This window comes from Streptomyces europaeiscabiei (assembly GCF_001550375.1).
Lineage (GTDB): Bacteria > Actinomycetota > Actinomycetes > Streptomycetales > Streptomycetaceae > Streptomyces > Streptomyces europaeiscabiei.
This window is the reverse complement of the sequence record NZ_LRTR01000686.1, coordinates 1-21770: the sequence shown is the minus strand read 5'-3', so window position 1 is coordinate 21770 and position 21770 is coordinate 1. Positions and strand designations below refer to the sequence as shown.

14 protein-coding genes and 1 pseudogene are annotated in these 21770 nt (G+C 70.1%); 8 read left to right on the top strand and 7 right to left on the bottom strand.

Going from position 1 to position 21770, the window contains the following annotated elements:
- The first annotated feature begins 214 nt into the window (after window positions 1-214).
- The 4 genes from AWZ10_RS33825 to AWZ10_RS33805 all read left to right on the top strand — a co-directional run bounded on the left by AWZ10_RS33825 (window position 215) and on the right by AWZ10_RS33805 (window position 9444).
- Entirely contained in the window at window positions 215-991 is a 777-nt protein-coding gene (locus tag AWZ10_RS33825) for a GNAT family N-acetyltransferase (protein WP_060892913.1), read from the top strand.
- Between the two features lie 1033 nt (window positions 992-2024).
- Window positions 2025-3068: a LacI family DNA-binding transcriptional regulator gene (locus tag AWZ10_RS33815; protein WP_046703396.1), complete on the top strand. Its 1044-nt coding sequence runs from the start codon at window positions 2025-2027 to the stop codon at window positions 3066-3068.
- 183 nt (window positions 3069-3251) lie between these two features.
- A complete protein-coding gene (locus AWZ10_RS33810; protein WP_060892911.1) occupies window positions 3252-6059 on the top strand; it encodes a family 78 glycoside hydrolase catalytic domain in 2808 nt (935 codons plus the stop codon).
- A gap of 79 nt (window positions 6060-6138) precedes the next feature.
- Window positions 6139-9444: a family 78 glycoside hydrolase catalytic domain gene (locus AWZ10_RS33805; RefSeq protein WP_060892910.1), complete on the top strand. Its 3306-nt coding sequence runs from the start codon at window positions 6139-6141 to the stop codon at window positions 9442-9444.
- A gap of 418 nt (window positions 9445-9862) precedes the next feature.
- Here AWZ10_RS33805 and AWZ10_RS33800 read toward each other — a convergent pair whose 3' ends face one another.
- From AWZ10_RS33800 to AWZ10_RS33790, 3 genes are read right to left on the bottom strand one after another with little or no spacing between them, the layout of a single operon-like run.
- Window positions 9863-10777, bottom strand: coding sequence for a carbohydrate ABC transporter permease (locus tag AWZ10_RS33800; RefSeq protein ID WP_078935192.1), 915 nt, complete (start codon window positions 10775-10777; stop codon window positions 9863-9865).
- Window positions 10777-11622 carry a carbohydrate ABC transporter permease gene (locus AWZ10_RS33795; protein WP_199845837.1) on the bottom strand — a complete coding sequence of 282 codons (846 nt, stop codon included), beginning with the start codon at window positions 11620-11622 and terminating at the stop codon, window positions 10777-10779. Before AWZ10_RS33795 ends, AWZ10_RS33800 begins: the two co-directional genes overlap by 1 nt.
- A gap of 59 nt (window positions 11623-11681) precedes the next feature.
- Window positions 11682-13001: an extracellular solute-binding protein gene (locus AWZ10_RS33790; RefSeq protein ID WP_046703399.1), complete on the bottom strand. Its 1320-nt coding sequence runs from the start codon at window positions 12999-13001 to the stop codon at window positions 11682-11684.
- Between the two features lie 236 nt (window positions 13002-13237).
- Between AWZ10_RS33790 and AWZ10_RS33785 the strand changes: the two genes are divergently transcribed.
- Window positions 13238-14263 (top strand): LacI family DNA-binding transcriptional regulator, encoded by a 1026-nt coding sequence (locus AWZ10_RS33785; RefSeq protein WP_060892909.1) that lies wholly within the window; start codon window positions 13238-13240, stop codon window positions 14261-14263.
- 49 nt (window positions 14264-14312) lie between these two features.
- Window positions 14313-16625 (top strand): beta-xylosidase/alpha-l-arabinosidase, encoded by a 2313-nt coding sequence (locus AWZ10_RS33780; RefSeq protein ID WP_060892908.1) that lies wholly within the window; start codon window positions 14313-14315, stop codon window positions 16623-16625.
- A gap of 395 nt (window positions 16626-17020) precedes the next feature.
- On the opposite strand, the gene AWZ10_RS33775 is transcribed toward AWZ10_RS33780, so the two are convergent.
- Window positions 17021-17479, bottom strand: a complete 459-nt coding sequence (locus AWZ10_RS33775) for a hypothetical protein (RefSeq protein ID WP_060892907.1) — start codon at window positions 17477-17479, stop codon at window positions 17021-17023.
- 63 nt (window positions 17480-17542) lie between these two features.
- Window positions 17543-18103 carry a DM13 domain-containing protein gene (locus tag AWZ10_RS33770; protein ID WP_060892906.1) on the bottom strand — a complete coding sequence of 187 codons (561 nt, stop codon included), beginning with the start codon at window positions 18101-18103 and terminating at the stop codon, window positions 17543-17545.
- Between the two features lie 234 nt (window positions 18104-18337).
- Between AWZ10_RS33770 and AWZ10_RS33765 the strand changes: the two genes are divergently transcribed.
- Complete coding sequence (locus AWZ10_RS33765; protein ID WP_046703403.1) at window positions 18338-19339, top strand: NAD-dependent epimerase/dehydratase family protein; 1002 nt, start codon at window positions 18338-18340, stop codon at window positions 19337-19339.
- A gap of 30 nt (window positions 19340-19369) precedes the next feature.
- Here AWZ10_RS33765 and AWZ10_RS33760 read toward each other — a convergent pair.
- Both AWZ10_RS33760 and AWZ10_RS33755 read right to left on the bottom strand, forming a co-directional pair.
- Window positions 19370-20481 (bottom strand): annotated as a pseudogene (locus tag AWZ10_RS33760) (sensor histidine kinase).
- Window positions 20482-20483: 2 nt separating this feature from the next.
- Window positions 20484-21239, bottom strand: coding sequence for a response regulator transcription factor (locus AWZ10_RS33755; RefSeq protein ID WP_046703456.1), 756 nt, complete (start codon window positions 21237-21239; stop codon window positions 20484-20486).
- Window positions 21240-21354: 115 nt separating this feature from the next.
- Here AWZ10_RS33755 and AWZ10_RS33750 point away from each other — a divergent pair.
- Window positions 21355-21770: glycosyltransferase family 2 protein (locus tag AWZ10_RS33750; protein WP_159058444.1), on the top strand; the 416-nt coding region annotated here is incomplete at its 3' end.

Here is a 21770-nt window from a genome sequence, read left to right as displayed (position 1 = left end):
ACCTCACGGCCGTCTTCGCCGACGACGAACAGTGACTCACGTAGGCGTCGGCCGGGATGATGGGGGTTTGTTGTGGGTAGTGTCTGCCGCTGACCCGCATCAGCCGTTGAGGTCGCGTCATCTGTCCAGGTTCGATGGACCAACATTTCCGGAACCGCTCACACGCTGTGGAAATTCGTTTGTGCGGCTTTGTGTCCGGTGCTGCAATGCGCGCATGGACCATGCCCAAGTGCTACGCCTGTTCGATCGCCAGATGCGCCGCGAAGTCCCGCCGGACCACGCTGGGGTGCGCGTCGAGCGCGTGGCGAAAGTGGTCCGCCAGAGCGGCGGGCCGGACGACTGGAACGGCATCGTGTGGTCGGACCTCGACGCGTCGAACGCGGACGCCGCGATCGCCGAGCAGGTGCGGCACTACAGCGCGCTCGGGGTCGAGTTCGAGTGGAAGACGTATGCGCACGACACTCCCGCCGACCTCGGCGAGAGGCTGCTGCGCGCGGGGTTCACGGCCGAGGATCCCGAGAGCCTGATGATCGCCGAGGTCTCCGAACTGTCCACCGTCGTCGAACGCGTCGAGGACGTAAGGCTCATGGACGCCACCGACGAGGCGGGCATCAGACTCGCTGTGGAGGTGCACGAGGCTGCGTTCGGCGCCAGCGGCGAGCGGCTGCGCGGCCAGTTGCTCGACCGGCTCGCGCACAACCCCGGCAGCTTCGTGATGACCCTGGCTATGGTCGGTGACCGACCCGTCGGGGCAGCCCGGATCGAGTTCACTCCGGGCGCCGACTTCGCGAGCCTCTGGGGAGGCGGAATCGTCGCGGAGTTCCGCGGCCGCGGTCTCTACCGGGCCTTGGTGGCCCATCGCGCCCGCCTCGCTGCCGCCCACGGAGTACGCCACCTCCAGGTCGATGCAATGCCAACGAGCCGCCCAATCCTTCAGCGGCTCGGTTTCAAGCGGCTGAGCACGACGACGCCGTACATACGCGGCTTCTGAGAGGGTGTCCAGCGTGGGCAAATTGCCCTCTGCCCCTAGCCTCGCGCTTTCACGGGGCAGGCTGTCCGCCTGGCGATCAAGAAAGCAGAAAGTTCCTCTTACCTGCGTGAATGAGGATTTCTGAGGTCCTTTTCCCGCCACCGTCGGAGGCACTCTCCAGGTGAAGAGGCGTATCGGGTCCTATCCGCGTGTCCGCATCGAGGGTGGCGGTCGCGGAGTGGTTTCGCGGGCCGGGGCGGTACTGCTGGTCGAGACGGTCCGCAAGTCCGATCTGGATGCGGCGATATCAGCGGCGCCGCGGTGACCACGGCCGTCGGGGAGAGCGTGGGTATGGTCGGGGCGGCGGGCAGGATGCGGTATCGCTTGTGGCGTGGACGCTGGCTCCGCCGGGGCGCGTCTCCACACTGACCCTGATCTTCGGGTTCTTGGCCTGGAAATCCTTGGCCAGCTGCTTGGCGGCCGCAAGGTTGTCGGGCGCGTTGTCGACGAGTAGCTTGATCGTGGTCGCGCTGTCGTCCCCGCTGGACGAGCCGAGAGAGCCCGCGCTGCACGCGCTGAGCAGGAGCGGCAGAACGGCGACTGCGGCGACTGCCGTCCTTCTCTTGGCGCGAGTGGTTGACCTCATGGATGTTCCTTCGTTCAAGCGGGGACGGATCGTCTCAATGGCTTGGGGGTGACGCCTCAAGGCAGCGGCGCAAGAGAGGCTGCCCTTGCCCTGCGACGGACGCGAGCACTGGACGGACCAACCCTCCGACGGACGACTTCCGAGGCAAGGAAGTGGGCCGGCAACGATGCGACAGAGGACTTCTGAGCCCCCTGGTCGCCATCGGCCACTTCTGACACCCTGAGCGGCCCGGCCGTGGTGCGGCCGCCCGTCGTGGGCCCCGTCTTACGCACTGCCTTCGTGTAACGTTCCACGAAGGGATGCCCCACAGGTTGAAGCGAACAGGCCGGAGCCGTCAAGTCATCCGCGAGTAACGTTCCTGAAACACCGACGGGGCGGCGCGGTGCATGACAACGGAGGTGCGCACCAGTGCGACCGGCGAGCAGTTCGAAGAGAGCCACCATCACCGACGTCGCGCGCAGCGCGGGGGTGTCCACCTCGGCGGTGTCGAAGGTGCTGCGCAACGCCTACGGGGTGAGCCCGGCGATGCGTGAGCGGGTGCAGGCGGCCATGGCCGAGCTGGGCTACCGTCCGCACGCCGCCGCCCGCGGCATGAGGGGCCGCACCTACACGATCGGCGTTCTCCTCGCGAGCATCCGCAACGCCTTCTACGCAGACCTCCTGGACGGCGTGAACACAGCCCTGAGAGGCACCGAGTACGCGCTGTTCCTCGGCTCCGGCGGCTCCTCCGAGATGGAGGAGCAGACCAGGCTGATCCACGCCATGGCGGACCGGCAGATGGACGGCCTGATCCTGATCGCGCCCTCCGTCCCCCGCACGGAAGTGGTCCGCCTCGCGGCCGAGGTGCCGACGGTGGTGATCGGCCACCACGATCCCTCCCCGGCGTACGACTGCGTGGTCAACCAGGACGGGGCCGGCGTCGACCTGGTCGTCGACCACCTGATCGCCCTCGGGCACCGGGACATAGCCCACCTGTCGCATCCGACGGTGCGCGGCACCCAGTGGGAGCAGCGGCCCGAGCACCACGTCCGAGCCGCCTACCGTGCGGCGATGGCCCGGCACGACCTGGCCGACCTGGCCCGGGTAGTGCACTCCGGGTATTCGGACGAGGGCGGCTACCGGGGCGCCATGGAGCTGCTCACCTCCACGCGCCCGCCCACCGCGATCTTCGCGGGCGCGGACGTCGCCGCGACCGGCGTCTTCCGGGCCGCCGCCGAGCTCGGCCTGCGCATCCCCGACGACCTCTCGCTCGCCGGATACAACAACACCTCGGTCGCAGCCCTCGCGCCGGTGAACCTGACCAGTGTCGACCAGGCGGGCGCCATGATGGGCGAGACCGCGGCCCGGCTGCTGCTGGAGCGGATCGAGAAGCGGCGCGACCGCGCCGTAGTCATGGCGTCGACGCCCCACCTCGTGGCCCGCGGCAGCACCGCACCACCGCCCGGCGCCTGATCGGCCGGCTCCCTCGCCGCAGAGCGTTCGACCCGTGCCCTGGGCGGGCGAGCGTCGAACCCGTGCGAGGGACGCCGCAAACTTCCTCCGCTTCTCCTCTTGACGCGCCGGACGTCTCCGCCTCAGGGTTGAGTCGCTTGAGGCGTAGAACGTTGCACACGATAGAGAAGCGAGGCAGCCGACATGGGCCTTGAGCGTCCCGAACCCGACACCACACTGGTCTCCGTCCGGTTCGAGCACCGGGTGGACGCGCTCGGCATCGGCACGCCCGAACCCCGCCTGTCGTGGCAGGTCCGCACCGACGACCCCGCCTGGCGGCAGACGGCGTACGAGATGGAACTGGACGGCGACACGACGGCACATGTCGATTCCGCCGAGCAGGTGCTGGTGCCGTGGCCCTTCACCCCCCTGGCCTCGCGCAGCGGGGCGAGCGTCCGGATCCGGGTGGCCTGCGGAACGCGCTGGAGCGACTGGAGCGCGCCGGCCACCGTGGAGACGGGGCTGCTGCGCCCCGACGACTGGACCGCCCGCTTCATCACCCCCCACCGCCACGGCGCCCTGGACGCGCCCGCCCCCGAGCTCGTACGGACGGTCGTACTGCGGGAGGACGTGGTCACGGCCCGCCTCTACGCCACCGCTCACGGTGTCTACACCGCGTCCCTCAACGGCACCCGGGTCGGCGACGAGATCCTCGCCCCCGGCTGGACCAGCTACCGCCACCGGCTCCGGTACCAGACCCACGACGTCACCGCCCTGCTGAAGAAGGGCGAGAACACCCTCTCGGCCGTGCTCGGCAACGGCTGGTACCGAGGTCACCTCGGCTGGTGGGGCGCCCGTGCCCTGTACGGCGACCGGCTGGCCCTGCTGGCCCAGCTGGAGGTCCGCTACGCCGACGGTTCGGTGGAGGTCTTCGGCACCGACGAGCAGTGGCGGGCCCGCGACTGCGGGATCCTCGCGGACGACCTCTACAAGGGGCAGCGCACCGACCTGCGGTTCACCCCGGGCGAAGCCGACGGCCCGGTGGACGTGCTGTCCGGGCAGGAGGCGGACCTGGCGCGACTGGTCGCCCCGGAGGGGCCACCGGTACGCGTCACCGAGGTGCTGCCCGCGTCGAAGGTCTGGCAGTCGCCGTCCGGCCGTACGCTCGTGGACTTCGGCCAGAACATCGTCGGCTGGGTCCGGCTGCGCGTGCGTGACACCACGGCCGGCGCCGAGGTCGTCGTCCGGCACTCCGAGGTCCTGCAGGACGAGGAGCTGTGCACGAGGCCGCTGCGGACGGCCGACGCCATCGACACCTATCTCCTGCCCGACGCCGAGGAGACCGTCCTCGAACCCTCGCTCACGTTCCACGGTTTCCGGTACGCCGAGGTCACCGGCGTACCGGACCTGGCGGCCGACGATGTGCACGCCGTCGTCGTCAGCAGCGACCTGCGCCGCACGGGCTGGTTCTCCTGCTCCGACCCGGACCTGGAGCAGTTCCACGAGAACGTCGTCCGGGGCACACGCGGCAACTTCCTCGACATACCCACGGACTGCCCGCAGCGCGACGAACGGCTCGGCTGGACCGGCGACATCCAGGTCTTCTCCCCCACCGCCACCTTCCTCTTCGACGCGGCGGGCTTCCTGTCCTCCTGGCTCGCCGACCTCGCCGCCGACCAGCACCCCGACGGCGCGGTCCCCTGGGTGATCCCCGACGTCCTGGACGACGCGGCCCCGACCGCGGCGGCCTGGGGCGACGCCGCCCCGGTGGTGCCCTGGGTGCTGTACGAACGCTACGGCGACCTCGGCGTCCTCCGGCGACAGTTCACCAGCGCCCGCGCATGGGTGGACAAGGCCGCCTCCCTCACGACCGACGGAGTGTGGGCGGGCGGCTTCCAGTTCGGCGACTGGCTCGACCCCACCGCGCCGCCGGACGACCCGTTCGCCGCCCGCACTCCCACCGATGTCGTCGCCACCGCCTGTCTGGTCCGGTGCGCCGACGTCGTCGCCCACACCGCGGAGGTACTGGGCCGCTCCGCGGACGCCGCCCACTACTCCGCACTCGCCGACCGGACCCGCCAGGCGTTCGCCCGCGCCTACGTCACCCCGGCGGGCCGGGTGCTGGGCGACTCGCCGACCGCGTACGCCATGGCCCTGCAGTGGAACCTGCTGACCTCCCCGCACCATCGTGCGGTGGCCGGGGACCGGCTCGCCGACCTCGTCCGCACGAACGGTTTCCGCATCGCCACCGGATTCGTCGGCACCCCGCTGATGACCGACGCCCTCACCTCCGCCGGGCACCCGGAACTCGCCCACCGGCTGCTGCTGGAGAAGGGGTGCCCGTCCTGGCTGTATCAAGTGACGATGGGCGCCACCACGGTCTGGGAACGCTGGGACAGCCTGCTGCCCGACGGCACGGTCAATCCCGGCCAGATGACCTCCTTCAACCACTACGCCCTCGGAGCCGTCGCCGACTGGATGCACCGCACGGTCGCCGGACTCGCCCCGGCCGCACCCGGCTACCGCGAAATCCTCGTACGCCCCCTGCCGCACCGGTCACTCACCCATGCCACGGCCGTGCACCTCACCCCGTACGGCGAGGCGTCCGTCGGCTGGCGGCGCGAGGACGGCCGCTTCCACCTGAAGGTGGTCGTGCCCACGGGAACACGGGCCACCGTCCACCTCCCCGGTTCCGGGCACCCTCCGGTGACCGTGGCGCACGGCACGCACACGTGGACCGTCGACGATCCCTGCCCCGCCCCGGCACCGTCCGAAGTGGTCACCGTGCGGGACCTGATGGACGAGCCCGGCCTGTGGGCACACACGGTCGGGGCCCTGACCCGGCAGGGGCTGAACGGTGACTCGGCACAACTGGCCCGGCAGCTGGGGCCCTTCCTGGACCTGCCGGCCGGCCGGCTGCCCACGCTGCTCAACAGGGTCCTTTTCGAGGACGGCGGCGCCGACGCCGCCGCCGCTCTGGAGACCCTGCTGAGCAGCACGGCGGCGGACTGAACTCCCCCACCGCACACCGTGTTCGCGGCGCCATCAGCCGCTGACCCGTACGATCTGAAACGATTCATATGAGGATGCCATGCCCCGTAGCCGCTCGCTCCTGTTCCTACTCCTCAGAGGTCTTCTCGTGTTCGCCGTGGTCGGAGGCACGGCGGTCGTGCCCGCCTCCGCGTCTCTTGCCGGGTCGGTCTCGAACGCGGCCTTCGCCGTGAAAGCGCTGACCACCAACGGCAGGGCGAACCCCCTGGGCATCGGTGGTGAGGACCCGGTCTTCGGCTGGCAGTCCACGTCGTCCCGGCGGGCGACCTCGCAGAAGGCGTATCAGATCCAGGTCGGACGCACGCCGGGGTCCGCCGATGTGTGGTCCTCCGGTAAGGTGGCATCCGGCCGCCAGGTCGGCGTCCGGTACGGCGGCCCCGCTCTGAAGCCGGCCACCCGCTACTACTGGCGGGTGCGGGCCTGGGACGACAGGAAGGCCGCGAGCCCGTGGAGCACGCACGCGTACTTCGAGACGGGCCTGCTGGACTCCGGCGACTGGGACGGCGCCCGGTGGATCACTCGCCCTGAAGCCGCCAGTGAGCTGGACCAGTGGACCGACTACGTCGCCACGGTCGACTTCAAGATCGACAGCAATGCCTTCGGCATGTTCCTGCGGGCCTCCGACGCGAGCAACGGCTACATGTGGCAGTTCAACGTCACGGGCCCGACCCCGATGCTGAGACTGCACAAGCAGGTCAAGGGCAACTACAGCGTGGTGAAGGAGGTCGATCTCGCACCCTACGGCTTCACCAACGCCAGTCTCCTCGCTGACCGCCACACCGTCCGCTACGACCTGGTGGGCACCACCATCAGGACGACCCTGGACGGCAAGCCGGTCGACACCTTCACCGACACCACGTTCAGCAAGGGCTACATCGGATTCCGCACCCACGGATGCTGCGGCGAACGGGGAACCGTCTACGACGCCGTCGTGACCGGAGCCGACGGCGGCGCGCTGCTCGACACCGACTTCGCCTCCGACCGGAACCCGTTCACCGGCGGTGAGATCGTCGGCTCCGCCCTCGTGGTGTCCGGCACCACGGACGCCCTCAAGGAGCCCGCGGTCCGGCCGCTGCCGCTGCTGCGCAAGGGCTTCGCGACCAAGACCGGCAAGAAGGTCGCCTCCGCCCGGGTCTACGCGTCGGCCCTCGGCGTCTACGAGCTGGAGATCAACGGCAAGAAGGTCGGCGACCAGGTACTCGCCCCGGGCTGGACGAACTACCACAAGCGCATCCAGTCCCAGACCTACGACGTGACGAAGCTGCTCACCCGCGGGCGCAACGCGATCGGCGCATCGCTGGCGAACGGCTGGTGGGCCGGCAAGGTCGGACTCGGCTGGAGCGGCCAGTACGGGGACGCCCCCGCTCTCGTGGCGAAGGTACGTATCACCTACACCGACGGTTCGGTCCAGTGGATCGCCACGGACGGATCGTGGAAGGCGGCGGACGGCCCCTACGTCAAGGCCGACCTGCAGGACGGCGAGACGTACGACGCCAGGCTGAAGCCCTCGGGCTGGAGCCGGACCGGATTCGACGACGCGAAGTGGGAGCCCGCCGCCAGCCTGGAGTCCCGGACCGCCCTTCTGGTCCCGCAGAGCGACGAGCCGGTGCGCGGCACCCAGGTGCTCAAGTCCCGGAAGATGACCGAGCCTACCTCCGGCGCCTATGTCTACGACCTCGGGCAGAACATGGTCGGCGTGTCCCGGCTGACCCTCACCGGCTCCGCCGGCCAGGCGGTCAAGATCCGGTACGCGGAGGTACTCAACAAGAACGGCACCCTCTACACCGACAACTTCCGCACCGCCAAAGTCACCGATCGTTACGTCTTCGCCAAGACCGGGACGGTGACCTACGAGCCCACCTTCACCCAGCACGGGTTCCGCTACATCGAGATCACCGGGGTGAGCAAGCCTCCCGCGCTCTCCGCCGTCAAGGGCGTCGTGTGGGGGTCCGACCTCCCGTCCACCGGCAAGCTGAAGACCTCGGACACCATGCTGAACCAGCTGGTGAGCAACATCTCCTGGAGCCAGCGGGGCAACTTCCTCTCCATCCCCACCGACACCCCCGCTCGCGACGAACGCCTGGGATGGACGGGAGACATCAGTCTGTTCGCGCCCACGGCCAACTACCTGGTCGACACCCGCGCGTTCCTGTCCCACTGGATGGCGGACGTCCGCAACTCCCAGTACGCCAACGGTGACCTGCCCGCGGTCGTACCGACCCCACAGGGCCAGTTCGGCGACAGCGGTGTCGGCTGGTCCGACGTGATGATCACCGTGCCGTACTCCGTGTGGCGCTCCTACGACGACACCCGCATCCTGCGGGAGAACTACCCCGCCATGCAGAAGTTCTTCCAGTTCGTGCGCGACAGCGCCGGAGCGGACCTTCTCGAACCCGGCCGCACGACCTTCTTCACCAACGACTGGCTGCACCTGGACGACCCGACCGAGCAGGGCATCCTGGGCACGGCCTACTACGCCGAGAACGCCCGCATGATGGCCGAGGTGGCCAAGGCCCTGGGTGATGACGCGGCGGCGTCCGACTACAGCAAGCTCTCCGCCGACATCCGCACCGCCTTCACCGAGGCGTACGTCGCAACCGACGGCACCGTCAAGGGCAAATCGCAGACCGGGTACGCGATGGCCCTCGGCATGAACCTCGTCTCCGACCCCGCGCTGGTCGAGAAGGTCGGCGAGAAGTTCGTGGCCAAACTGGCGCTCACCGACAACCACCTGCGGACCGGCTTCATCGGCACACCGCTGCTGCTGCCCGCGCTGAGCAGGATCGGCAGGGACGACCTCGCCTACAAGATGCTGCTGCACAAGGACTACCCGTCCTGGGGCTACGAGGTGGCCAACGGCGCCACCACCATGTGGGAACGCTGGAACTCGATCATGCCCAACGGCGACTTCGGCCCGGTCGACATGAACTCCTTCAACCACTACGCCTACGGCGCCGTGGGTGACTGGATGTTCCAGAACATAGGCGGCATCTCCGCGATCGAGCCCGGCTACCAGCGCTCCCGGATCGCGCCGGTGCCCGGCGGGAACCTGGCCAAGGGCTCAGGAAGCCTCAAGACCGTCTACGGCCTGCTCTCCTCGAAGTGGAGCACCCGCAACGGGGCGCTCGACCTGAAGGTGACGGTGCCTGTCAACACCGTCGCGGAGGTTCACGTACCGGCGAAGACCCGTGGGGCGGTCACCGAGGGCGGCCGACCGGCCAAGGGCGCCAAGGGAGTCCGGTTCCTCCGGATGGAGGACGGGGCGGCCGTGTTCGAGGTCGGGTCGGGCTCCTACCGCTTCGGCGTCCGCAGCGGCCTCGGCGACGCCAAGGAGGCCACCGGGTAACCGCGTGCGGTGACTGGTGGCAAGTCTCAATGCTCCGGACACGCCGACGGCATGTCTCGCCTGTCCTGGTGGCCACCACGTCCATGAACGCCGCTCCACGACCGCGACTTCCCGCCGAGGATTGACCGCCGGCCGCATGGCCCCGGTCACGATTGCCGGCCGGAACAGCAGTCGCTGTCACCGGCGTCGCTCCCCTTCCGCACGGATCCTGACTGTGGCAGGGGAGCATGGCCTCCAGGACCCCGCAGCGGCCCGGTGGCCCGCTCCCATCGGTGCGCCGACAGCCCACCCGAACTCGGGACTCCGCCCTCACCGCGGATGTGAACGGCACCCTGCTCGCCAGAGCCACGGCGGGGACGGCACAGAGCCCGAGCACAGCGTGTCGGCCTCCCGAACCGACCGGACGGCCGGCGGTCGCTCACTTGCCGAAGCCGGCGGTGAGTCCGCTGATGAGCTGGCGGCGGCCCACGATGTAGAGGGCGAGGATCGGCAGCGTGGAGAGGACCACGGCGGCCAGGATCGCCGGCACGTTGATCGTGAACTCGCCCTGGAAGCTCCACACGAACAGGGGCAGGACGCGCTTGTCGGGGCTCTGGGTGAGGATCAGCGGGAAGAGGAAGCCGTTCCAGACGTTCAGGGCGTCGTAGATCGTGACCGTGATCAGCGCGGGTCGTGACAGTGGCAGGGCCAGACTCCACAGCATGCGCCAGTGCCCGGCACCCTCCGCACGCATGGACTCGTACAGCTCGTCCGGGATGTCCCGCAGGAAGTTGACCATGATGATCACCGTGAGCGGGATGGCGAACGCCGCCGAGGGGAGCACGATCGCACCCAGGGTGTCGTACATCTGCGCCTTGGCGATCAGGAGGTACACCGGGATGATCGTGGCCTGCAGCGGGATCGCGAGGCCCAGCAGGAAGACGCTGAACGCCCAGCGCAGGGCGCGGCTGGTGCCGCGGACGATGGCGTACGCCGCCAGGAACGACACGGCGAGTGTCAGCAGCGTCGCGCCGACCGTGACCAGCGTGCTGTTGAGGAGGTAGTGCGTGAAGTCGTTGTCCAGGACCTGACGGTAGTTCTCCAGGGTGGGGTCCGTCGGTACGGAGAGCGGGTTCGCGTCGAAGAAGCCCTCGCGGGTGCGCAGGCTGGTGACGACGACCCAGTACACCGGCACGAGGACGATCACCAGCCAGAACAGGCCGCCCAGCGCGCCGAGAGGGTTGGTACGGCCCAGACGCCCGAGGCGGCTGCGGCCCGGTGCTGTCGCGGGCGACTTCGCGGGCGACGGGACGCCGGGCGAGTCGGTGGACGGGGCATGGGAGAGCGTGGACATCACATACCTGCCTGCTGGCTGCGCATCCGGCTGAAGCCGGAGAACCGGACGAGGGCGAGGGAGACGAGGAGTCCTGCCGCGACGAGCACCACGGAGACGGCGCTGGCGAGGCCCATCTGGTTGCTCTGGAAGCCGGTGATGTACATGTCGAGCGGCAGGATGCGGGTGGCGTATCCGGGCCCGCCGCCGGTGAGTACGAAGACCAGGTCGAAGTAGGTGAGCGAGCCGACGACCATGAGCGTCGAGGACGTGACGATGGTGTAGCGCAGCTGGGGCAGGGTGATGTGCCAGAACTGGGCGAGCCGGCCGGCGCCGTCGATCGACGCCGCCTCGTAGAGCGAGGCGGGGATCTGACGGGCGCCGGCTTGGTAGAGCAGCGTGTGGAAGGGGACGAACTGCCAGGAGATGACGAACACGACGGTGTAGAAGGCGAGTTGGGGGTCACCCAGCCAGTCCTGTCCGAGGAAGGACAGATGGAGGGCCGCGCCGAGGCCGAAGTTCGGGTCGAGCAGGTTCTTGAAGATGACGGCGATCGCCGCTGTGGAGATGAGCAGCGGCACGAAGTAGAAGACGCCGAGCAGGGCCCGGTAGCGCTGTTTCCCGGCGACGAAGACGCCCAGCAGAAGGCTGATCGGGGTCTGCACGATCCACGAGAAGACCATCAACTTGGCGGTGAGCCACAGTGCATGCCGGGTGACGTCGCTGGTGAGAGCAGTGCGCCAGTTGTCGAGCCCGGTCCAGGCGGGGCTGCCCAGGCCGTCCCAGCGAGTGAAGCTCAGGTAGACCACGATCACCATCGGCACGAGGGCGAACAGGGCGAAGAGGAGCAGGGCGGGCAGGGCCATGAGGAACGGCGGGCCGTCGGTGCGGTTACGGGGTGGCGCCTTCACGGCACGGGCGGTGCTCACTTCTGCGCCGCCTCGTCCATCTGGGAGCAGAACTGCTGCGGGCTGATCTCGCCGAGGAAGAGCTGGTCGAGGCGGGTGAGCAGTTCGTTGCCGAGTTCGGGGGTGAGCGCCTGGTCCCAGGAGAGCTGGAAGTTCTTCGCGTCGCGGGCGAGGGTGTAGACGTACGTCGTCCAGTCGGCGTTCTTCGTGGTCTTGAGCTTGGCGTCCAGGTCCTTCACGGGCGGGACGTCGCCGTTCTTGAGGAGGCTGTCGATGTAACTGTCGTTGTAGACACCGTCCTTGAGGTAGGACACGGCGGTCTTCTTCTCCCTTGCGCTCGCCTGCGCCGACACCGAGAAGAAGTTGGCGGTGTTGCCGACGATGTTGCTCGCGTCACCCTTGCCGCCCTCGACGGCCGGGAAGCCCGACCAGCCGAGGTTGCCTTCGGAGACGAACTTCGGTGAGCCGGCGGCCATGGTGCCGTACGCCCAGCTGCCCTGCAGGATCATCGCGGCCTTGCCGGTGTACAGCTGGGCCTCGGCCTGGCCGGTGTCGGCGGAGACGGAGGTGAAGCCCTTGGCGAAACCGCCCGCGTCCACCAGCTGCTTGATCATCTCGACGGCCCTGAGGACGGCCGGATCGGACCATGCGCCCTTCTTTCCGGCGGCGATGTTCGCGAAGGTCTCGGGTCCGCCGACCCGGTCGACGAGGTACTCCAGCCACATCAGGTCGGGCCACTTCGACGCGCCACCCATGGAAATCGGGGCGATGCCCTCGGCCTTGAACTTCTTCACCAGGGCGAGCAGGTCGTCCCAGGTCCTCGGCGGCTCGGCTCCCGCCTTCGCGAACAGCTGCTTGTTGAAGTACAGGACCACTGGCTGCACACCGTTGACGGGAACGCCGTAGACCTTGCCGTCGAAGGTGGTGGACTGGAGAACCGACGGGAAGATGCGATTCTTCCACTCCGGGTTCTTGTCCAGATCGGCAGTGAGGTCGGCGACCTTGCCCGCGTCCACGTAGCTCCTGAGCCCGCCGCCGCCCCAGTTCTCGAAGAGGACCGGGCCGTTGCCGGCGCCGACGGCCGTGCGCAGCTTCTGCTTGTACGGGTCGTTCTGGAAGTACTGGTAATTGATCTTGCTGTCGGGGTGTTCCTTGTTCCACTCGGCGGCGGAGGCCCGGAACGTCGCTTCGGACCCCTGGGTCAGCGCCCAGGCCATCGCGCCGTCACCGGAGCTGCCACCGGTGGTCCGCCCGCCGCTGCCACAGGCGGACAGGGTCAGCGCCAGGGTCGCCGCGGAGGCGGTGACGAGGACGCGGGAGAAGATTCTGTTGGCCATCGTGAGCTCCTTGGGCTCTTCAGAGGCTCGAACGCGCTGGACGGCTCATCGGGCTCGTCAGGTGCGCGTGACGCGGCTCGAAACTTTTCGAAACCTCTGCGTTGTCTGGCCGACAAAGTAGGGAGTAGCTCGCTCCGGGTCAAGACGCTGGATTGGACTGGTTTCCGATCTGTACTGCCCCTGGACCGTAGCGAAAGCTTGCGCTAGCTTCCCCGTAAGGAATCGAAAGGAACAGCATGGCGAAGCGAGCCGTTGAGCGGACGACCCTGACCGGCATCGCCGAAGCGGCCGGGGTATCCATCGCCACCGTGTCGAAAGTGGTCAACGGCCGCAGCGACGTCTCACCGGAGACCCGGGCCCGCGTCGAGCGGCTGCTGGTCGAACGTGACTACGTGGCCCGAGGCCCCGGAGGCGCGCAGTCCCCGGTGCGCACCATCGACCTGACCTTCGACAAGCTGGTCAACCCCAACAACCTGGTGATCACCCAGGGTGTGACGGAGGCCGCGGCCGAGGTCGGAGTCGACGTCGTGATCAGTACGGCGCCCGACGACCCGCTGGGCGCCACCTGGGCCCGGAAGATCACCAACGCGGGGCGGGAGGGCCTCATCCTGGTGACGTCCGAGCTGACGGCCCGGCAGCGGGCGCAGTTCGCGCAGCACGGCGTCCCGGTCGTACTGATCGACCCGATGAACGTGCCGGACGAGCGTGTGCCGAGCATCGGCGCGACGAACTTCAGCGGCGGCATGGCCGCGACCGAGCACCTGCTGAAGCTCGGGCATCGCCGCATCGCGATGATCGAGGGCCGCCACGACGCCGTGTGCAACACCGCCCGGCTGCACGGCTACCAGGCCGCGCTCAGCCGTGCCGGGATCACGCCTGATCCCCTGCTGATCAAGCGTGGCGCCTTCCGGTTCGAACCCGCCTACCAGGCCGCTCTGGAACTCTTCGCCCTGGACGAACCGCCCACCGCCGTGTTCACCGGCAACGACCTGGAGGCGTTCGGCGTCATCGAGGCCGCCCGCGTCCACGGCTTGCGGGTACCGGGGGACGTCAGCGTCGTCGGCTTCGACGACACGGCTGCGGCCAGCACCTCGGCCCCGCCCCTGACCACCGTCCGCCAGCCCTTCGCCGAGATCGGCCGTGCCGCACTCCGTGCCCTGCTCCGGCTCGTCGCGGGCGAGCCGCTGGACAGCCACCGGGTGGAGCTGGCCACCCAGCTCATCGTCCGGGCCTCCACCGCTGCGCCGCCCGGCCACGTCTAGACGGCCCCACACCCAACGCACCCCACGCCACCACCCCGAGGAACGCACCATGACCACACCTTGGGCCGATCCGGCCTGCCCCCGTGACGACAGGGTCGAGTCCCTGCTCGCGGAGATGACCCTGGAAGAGAAGCTCGCCCAGCTCGGCAGCGCCTGGCCCGGCGTCGAACGCGTCAGCGGCAACGTGGCACCCATGCAGGACGTCTTCGCCCGGCACACCGACTTCGAAAAGGCCAGAAAGGACGGGCTGGGCCACATCACCCGCCCCTTCGGCACCAAGCCGGTCGAGGCGGCCGACGGCGCCCGTCACCTCGCCGCTCTCCAGCGCGAGTTGATGGACGGCACACGGCTCGGCATCCCGGCCATCGCGCACGAGGAGTGCCTGACCGGATTCACCACGTACCACGCGACGGTCTTTCCCACCGCCCTGGCCTGGGCCGCCACCTTCGACCCCGACCTCGTCGAACGCATGGCCCACGCGATCGGCACGAGCATGCGCCGGGTGGGAGTCCACCAAGGTCTGTCTCCCGTCCTGGACGTCGTACGCGACTACCGCTGGGGCCGCGTCGAGGAGACCCTCGGCGAGGACCCCTATCTCGTCGCCACCACTGGCACCGCCTACGTGCGCGGGCTGGAGAGCGCCGGGATCATCGCCACGCTCAAGCACTTCGCCGGCTACTCCGCTTCCAGGGCCGCCCGCAACCACGCGCCCGTGTCCATGGGTCCGCGCGAGTTCGCCGACGTGATCCTGCCGCCGTTCGAAATGGCACTGCGGGACGGCGGCGCGCGTTCGGTGATGAACTCGTACGCCGACGTCGACGGCGTACCGGCAGGGGCGGACCCGTCGCTGCTCACCCGGCTCCTGCGGGAGGAGTGGGGATTCGAGGGGACGGTCGTCTCCGACTACTGGTCGATCGCGTTCCTGCGCACCATGCACCGCATCGCCGCGAGCGAGGGCGAGGCAGGCGCCCGCGCGCTGGCGGCCGGCATCGACGTCGAACTGCCCGACACACTCTGCTTCGGCGAACCCCTCGCGGAGCTCGTCCGCGAGGGCACCGTCGCCGAGGACCTCGTCGATCGCGCGGTACGCCGCGTCCTGCGCCAGAAGGCCGAACTGGGGCTCCTCGACAGCGATTTCGACCCGGCCGCCGACGTGGACGTCACGGATCCCATCGACCTCGATCCGCCTGCGCACCGGGCCATCGCCCGGGACCTGGCCGAGCAGAGCATCGTCCTGCTCGACAACCGGAACGGCTTCCTGCCGCTGGCTCGGGACACGGCGTCCATCGCCCTGGTGGGCCCCTGCGCCGACGACGCCAACGCCTTCTTCGGCTGTTACTCCTTCCCCAACCACGTCCTCCCCCACCACCCCGGACACGACAACGGCATCGAGGCCCACTCGCTGCTGGACGCCCTGGCCGCGGAACTGCCGGGGACCCTGATCGCGTACGAACAGGGCTGTCCCGTCAAGGACATCGACCGCACCGCTTTCGACGCGGCGGTGGAAGCGGCACGGCGGGCGGACGTATGCATCGCCGTGGTCGGGGATCGCGCCGGACTGTTCGGGCTCGGCACTTCCGGTGAGGGCTGCGACACCGAGGACCTCTCACTGCCCGGCGTCCAGGACGAACTCGTCGAGGCGCTCCTCGCCACCGGCACGCCGATCGTGCTGCTGGTCGTCTCCGGCCGCCCGTACGCTCTCGGGGCCTACGCCGACCGCGTGGCCGCCCTCGTCCAGTCCTTCTTCCCCGGCGAGGAGGGCGGGCCAGCCCTCGCGGGGGTGCTCTCCGGACGGCTCACCCCGTCGGGCAGACTGCCGGTCCAGGTCCCACGCACGCCGGGCGGCCAGCCCGGCACCTACCTGCACGCCCCTCTGGGCGGCAACACCCAGGGCGTCAGCAACCTCGACCCCACCCCCGCCTACCCCTTCGGCCACGGCCTCTCCTACACGGCCTTCACCTACGACGACCTGACACTGAGTTCCGAGGACATCCCCACCGACGGCGAGGTCGAGATCAGCTGCCTGGTCCGCAACACCGGCGACCGCCCCGGCACCGAGGTCGTCCAGCTGTACACCGCCGACCCCATGGCCCAACTCCCCCGCCCTGTAACCCAGTTGACCGGCTACGCCCGCGTCCGACTGGCCCCCGGCGAGCAGCGCAAGGTCACCTTCCGCCTGCACGCCGACCGCCTCGCCTACACCGGGCCCGACCGGCACCAACTCGTCGAACCCGGCGACATCACCATCATGCTCGGCGCGTCCAGCACCGACACTCGCCTCACCGGCACCCTCCGCCTCACCGGCCCGATCCGCCGGGCCGGCCACGACCGGGTCCTCCTCACACCGGTGCACGTCGACTGACGCCGCACCGGATTCCGCCCAGAGCCCTGCCGGCCCCTCCGAGAAGCGGACCCGCTTGCCCTTGGCCGGGATCCCCACATCAGCGCGCTGACCGTGTGGGTGCCGGTCGCCTCGTGGGGTGCACGACCCAGCCGGTCGCTTTCGGCGACGACAGTGAGGGGGGTGCCCAATCGTCGCATCGCGGTGCATGACGCGCGTACAGCCGGTGCGCGCACGTCATGGGCCGCTGCGCGTACGTCATCGTCGTCGTGGAGCAGCCCCAGCGGGCTCCTCGACGGTGCCTTCGGCCTGGGTTCAGCGCCCCAGAGCAGGGGCCCCGCCCTCCGAGCAGGACTCCCGGCCCACCTCGCCGACTGCGCCCGGTCCGGCGTCGACCGCGCCGGGCGCCGTGTGCGTCAGGCGGCGTTCAGCGCGGCGGCCTTGCCCTTGCTCCTCACGTCTTCGTGGGCCCTGGCCTTGGAGGCCTCGGCGAGCGGGATCAGCTCGGCCATGGCCGGGCTGGAGTGCGCCAGGGTGAACTCGGGGACGACGAAGTCGATGTCCAGGCCCAGCATGTCGCCGAGGATCGCTCTCAGGTGGTTCTGCACGTACTCGTAGCCCTCGCGCGGAGTCCCGCGAGCGTAGGAACCACCCCGGCCTGCGACGACGTACGCCGGCATGCCCTTGGTCGGGGAGTCCTCGGCGACCGCGTTGCGGCCCACGAGAACCACTTGGTCGAGCCACGCCTCGAGAACCGTGGCCGCGCTCGGCGTCGGCCTCGCAACCGTACTGCGGCCGGGCGGCGGCCGGAGCGGCTCACCCCGCAGGTACGCACCGCCGCGCCGGCACTCGTCTCGGACCCGGGAGGCTGACATGGGCGGCTCCCTTGCCCCTTCGACGCGTTTGTGTCCGGACATCCCCGCGGACGGGGAGAACGGTCAGGCGTCGGCGAGTTCGGCGGCGCCGAAGGAGACGTCGAAGCGGTCGCACCAGATGGTGACGCTGGTGTACCGGGAGGGGTCGATGTCCTCGGGGAGGGGGTAGTTCTGGCTTCCCCTGTTGCCCTTGAGGCTGCCGAGGCTGACGTGCTCGCCGTCGTCGAAGACGTGCCAGCCGGCCCGGCCCTCCTTCACCGGGGCGTCGGTCAGCCACACGCGCAGGTCCGGGCCGTTGCTGGTGTCGAGCCGCTCCAGCCGGATCACGTGGGTGCCGTCGGCGAGCCGTACGAGTTTCACCGTGCCCGATGTCGTGTGCTCGTGGCTGGTCATCTCACCGGTGGCCAGGGTCACGGGCCCGGTCGGCGCCGACGGTGAGGAAGGCGTCCCGGGCTCCGTTCGCGGGGGCCGGGAGGCTTCCACGACGGCGCCGGGCAGGGACTCCGTCACCGTCTCGTCCTGCCAGAGCTTCCACGGCTGGAACCAGTACAGCCCGGCTCCCACTCCCACGACCAGCGACACCAGCAGCCCCACGGTCAGCGGTCCCCTCCACGTGCGCCCCATTCCGTGCCTCTTCTCGCTTCGTCGGTACGTGTCGTCGCCTCCCATTCAACGCAAAGGACGATCTCTTCGGCCCGGGTCGGGTGATGACGAAATGCTTACGTCCCGGCGCCGGCGTACGCGCCCGGGCGAAGGAGCGGCCCGGCGGGTCGGCTGCCGGGCCGCCGTCTTACGGAAGCGTGACGTGCCGGGCGTGGCCCTGGGGCTGGGCGGTGGTGTGGTCCTAGCGTGAGCCGTATGCGTGTACTGGTCACCGGCGGTGCCGGGTTCATCGGGTCCCATGTTGTCGATGTGCTGGCGGAGCACGGGCACGAGCCCGTCGTGTTCGACGTGGCGGCGGACGTCGGCGCGGACGTGAGGGACCGGGAGGCGGTCGCCCGCGCTCTGGACGGCGTGGACGCCGTGTGCCATCAGGCGGCCATGGTCGGTCTCGGCACGGGGTTCGCCGACGCCCCGGAGTACGTCTCCCGCAACGACCTGGGGACAGCCGTACTGCTCGCCGCGATGGCGGAGGCAGGTGTGCGGCGGCTGGTGCTGGCGGGGTCGATGGTGGTGTACGGGGAGGGACGGTACGAGTGCGGACGGCACGGGGTGGTGCGGCCGGGTCCGAGGGACGTGGCCGATCTCGCGGCCGGGCGCTTCGAGCCGCTGTGTCCGCAGTGCGGGGCCGAGTTGTCGCCGGGGCTCGTGGGCGAGGACGCGCCGACCGACCCGCGCAATGTGTACGCGACGACCAAGCTCGCCCAGGAGCATCTCGTGGCGGCGTGGGCGCGGGCGACGGGCGGGACGGCGGTGTCGCTGCGGTACCACAACGTGTACGGGCCCCGGATGCCGCAGGACACCCCCTACGCCGGGGTGGCCTCCTTCTTCCGTTCGGCGCTCGCGCGCGGGCAGGCGCCCCGGGTGTTCGAGGACGGTCGGCAGCGGCGGGACTTCGTGCATGTCCGGGATGTGGCGGCGGCCAACGTGGCGGTGCTGGAGGCGGGTTCGGCCCAGGGCGCGCTGACCGCGTACAACACCGGCAGCGGTGAACCGCACACCGTCGGGGAGATGGCCCGGGCACTGGCCGTCGCGTACGGCGGACCCGATCCGGTCGTCACCGGGGAGTACCGGCTGGGGGACGTCCGGCACATCACCGCAGACTCGTCCCGGCTGCGGGCGGAGCTGGGCTGGAAGACGGAGGTCGGCTTCGCGGAGGGGATGCGGGAGTTCGCGCGTTCCGGGATGCGGGGCTCATAGGACCCCATGGACCGGTGGTGCTGCCCGCGTTCAGGAAGCGGCCGCGGGCAGCACCACCTCGAAACGGCAGCCTCCGGGGATGTTGCGTACGGTGGCCTGCCCCCGGTGGGCCTCCACGATCCCCCGGACGATGGCGAGGCCCAGGCCCGCGCCGGCCGGTGGAGTGCGGGCGTGGGTACCGCGCCAGCCGGTGTCGAAGACGCGCGGCAGATCCTCCTCTGGGATGCCGCCGCAGCCGTCCGTCACGGACACCACCACGCCGTCCGGGGACCGCTCGGCGGCCACCGCCACCGTGCCGTCGGCCGGGGTCCGGCGGGTCGCGTTGACCAGCAGGTTACCGAGGACGCGGCTCATCTCCTTGCCGTCGACCTCGACCGGCACGGGTTCGACGCGGGCGCCGACGAGCCGCACCCCGTGTTCGCGGGCGAGCGGGTCGGCGCCTGCCAGGGCGTCGCCGACGAGGTCGTACAGGGACATCCGCGAGAAGGAGAGGGGCAGGCTGCCCGCGTGAATGCGGGAGAGCTCGAAGAGGTCGCCGACCATGGCGCCGAGGCTTTCGACCTCGGTGCGGATCTGCTTCAGGTAGCGGTCGGGGTCCGCGGCGACCCCGTCCTCCAGCGCCTCGGCCATCGCACGCAGGCCGGCCAGTGGGTGCGCAGGTCGTGGGAGATCCAGGCGACGAGTTCACGCCGGGAGGTCTGCAGGGCGCGTTCGCGTTCCCTGGATGCGGCGAGGTTCGTACTCGTGATGGCCAACTCCGCGCTGAGTGCCGTGAGTTCGGCGGTGGCCGTGCCGTCGGGGGCCGTGAAGGCGCCGCCGTCCCCGAAGGAACGTGCGGCGAGCTGGAGGGCGTGGCTGCGGGCGACGGCCCAGCGGCCGAGCAGCAGCGCGGTGGCCAGCAAGACGACGGCGGCCATCGCGACGACCGTGGTGACGACGCTCAGGTCGTGCGGGGAGAGGAACATCGCCCAGGCCACGGCGAGGGTGCCGGCGAGCATCGCGGTCACCGCCACGGCCGCCACCACGGTGAGCGACGCCGTGAGCGAGCGGCGACGCAGCGGCCACAGCGCGACAGCGCCCAGCAGCCCGGCCGCGCCGGCGCCGAGGAACGCGTACAGAGCGATGAGCAGGGTGTCTCGCATCGTCAGTCCTTCCTGCCTTCGGACCCGGCGGGCCGTTCGTCGCCGCCGGCCGGGGTGCGCGTGGGATCGAAGCGGTAGCCGACGCCCCACACCGTCTGGATCAGCTGCGGTCTCGCCGGATCGTCCTCGACCTTGCCGCGCAGTCGGCGCACGTGGACGGTGACCGTGGACAGGTCGCCGAAGTCCCAGCCCCACACCTCGCGCATCAGGTCCTCACGGCTGTGGGCGCGGCCAGGGTTGCGCAGGAAGAAGGCGAGGAGGTCGAACTCGCGCAGTGTCAGGGCGAGTTCGGCGCCGTACCGGGTGGCGCGACGGGCGGCCGGGTCCAGCCGGAGACCGGCCGAGCTCAGGAGGCGGGTGTCCGAGGCGGGGCGCGAGCGGCGCAGCACGGACTCGACGCGCAGGACCAGTTCGCGCGGGCTGAACGGCTTGGTCACGTAGTCGTCGGCGCCCACTTCCAGCCCCAGGACCCGGTCGTCCTCGTCGCCTCGCGCGGTGAGCATGATGACCGGCACCGGGCCGCGCGTCCGCAGCAGACGGCACACTTCCAGGCCGTCCATGCCGGGCAGCATCAAGTCCAGCACGACCAGGTCCGGCCGGCGCTCGGCGGCGCGGACCAGCGCGGTCGGTCCGTCTCCGGCGCGGTCCACGGTGTATCCGGCCCGGTCGAGGTATCCCGCGACGACCTCGGCGACCGTGGGATCGTCGTCCACCACCAGGACACGCGCCGCTGCCGGCCCACTCGATTGCTGTTGCATGCCGTCAGCCTCGCACCACATCCGGCGGCCCGGCCGTCCGGACTGCGTGGGGAACCCCTGACGTCCTCGTTTCGTAAGGACATGAAGTCCGGTATGTGAAGTTCGTCCTCGTAGGGTGAAAGCCGTGACGACCTCTCCCACACCTCTGGACGTCGACGTCGTGCTCCCCTGCCTGGACGAGGCCGAGGCCCTGCCCTGGGTGCTGGCCCGGATCCCACCCGGCTGGCGTGCACTCGTCGTGGACAACGGCTCGACCGACGGTTCGGCGGATCTCGCCCGCGAGCTCGGGGCGACCGTGATCCACGAGCCGCGCCGCGGCTTCGGCGCCGCCTGCCATGCCGGGCTGACCGCCGCCACGGCCGACATCGTGTGCTTCTGCGACTGCGACGCCTCTCTCGACCCGTCGCTCCTCGCCCCCTTCGTGCGCGAAGTGGCGGACGGGCGCGCCGACTTGGTACTCGGCAGACGCCGACCGCGGAGCCGGGGCGCCTGGCCGGCGCACGCCCGGGCCGGCAACCTCGCGCTGGCCCG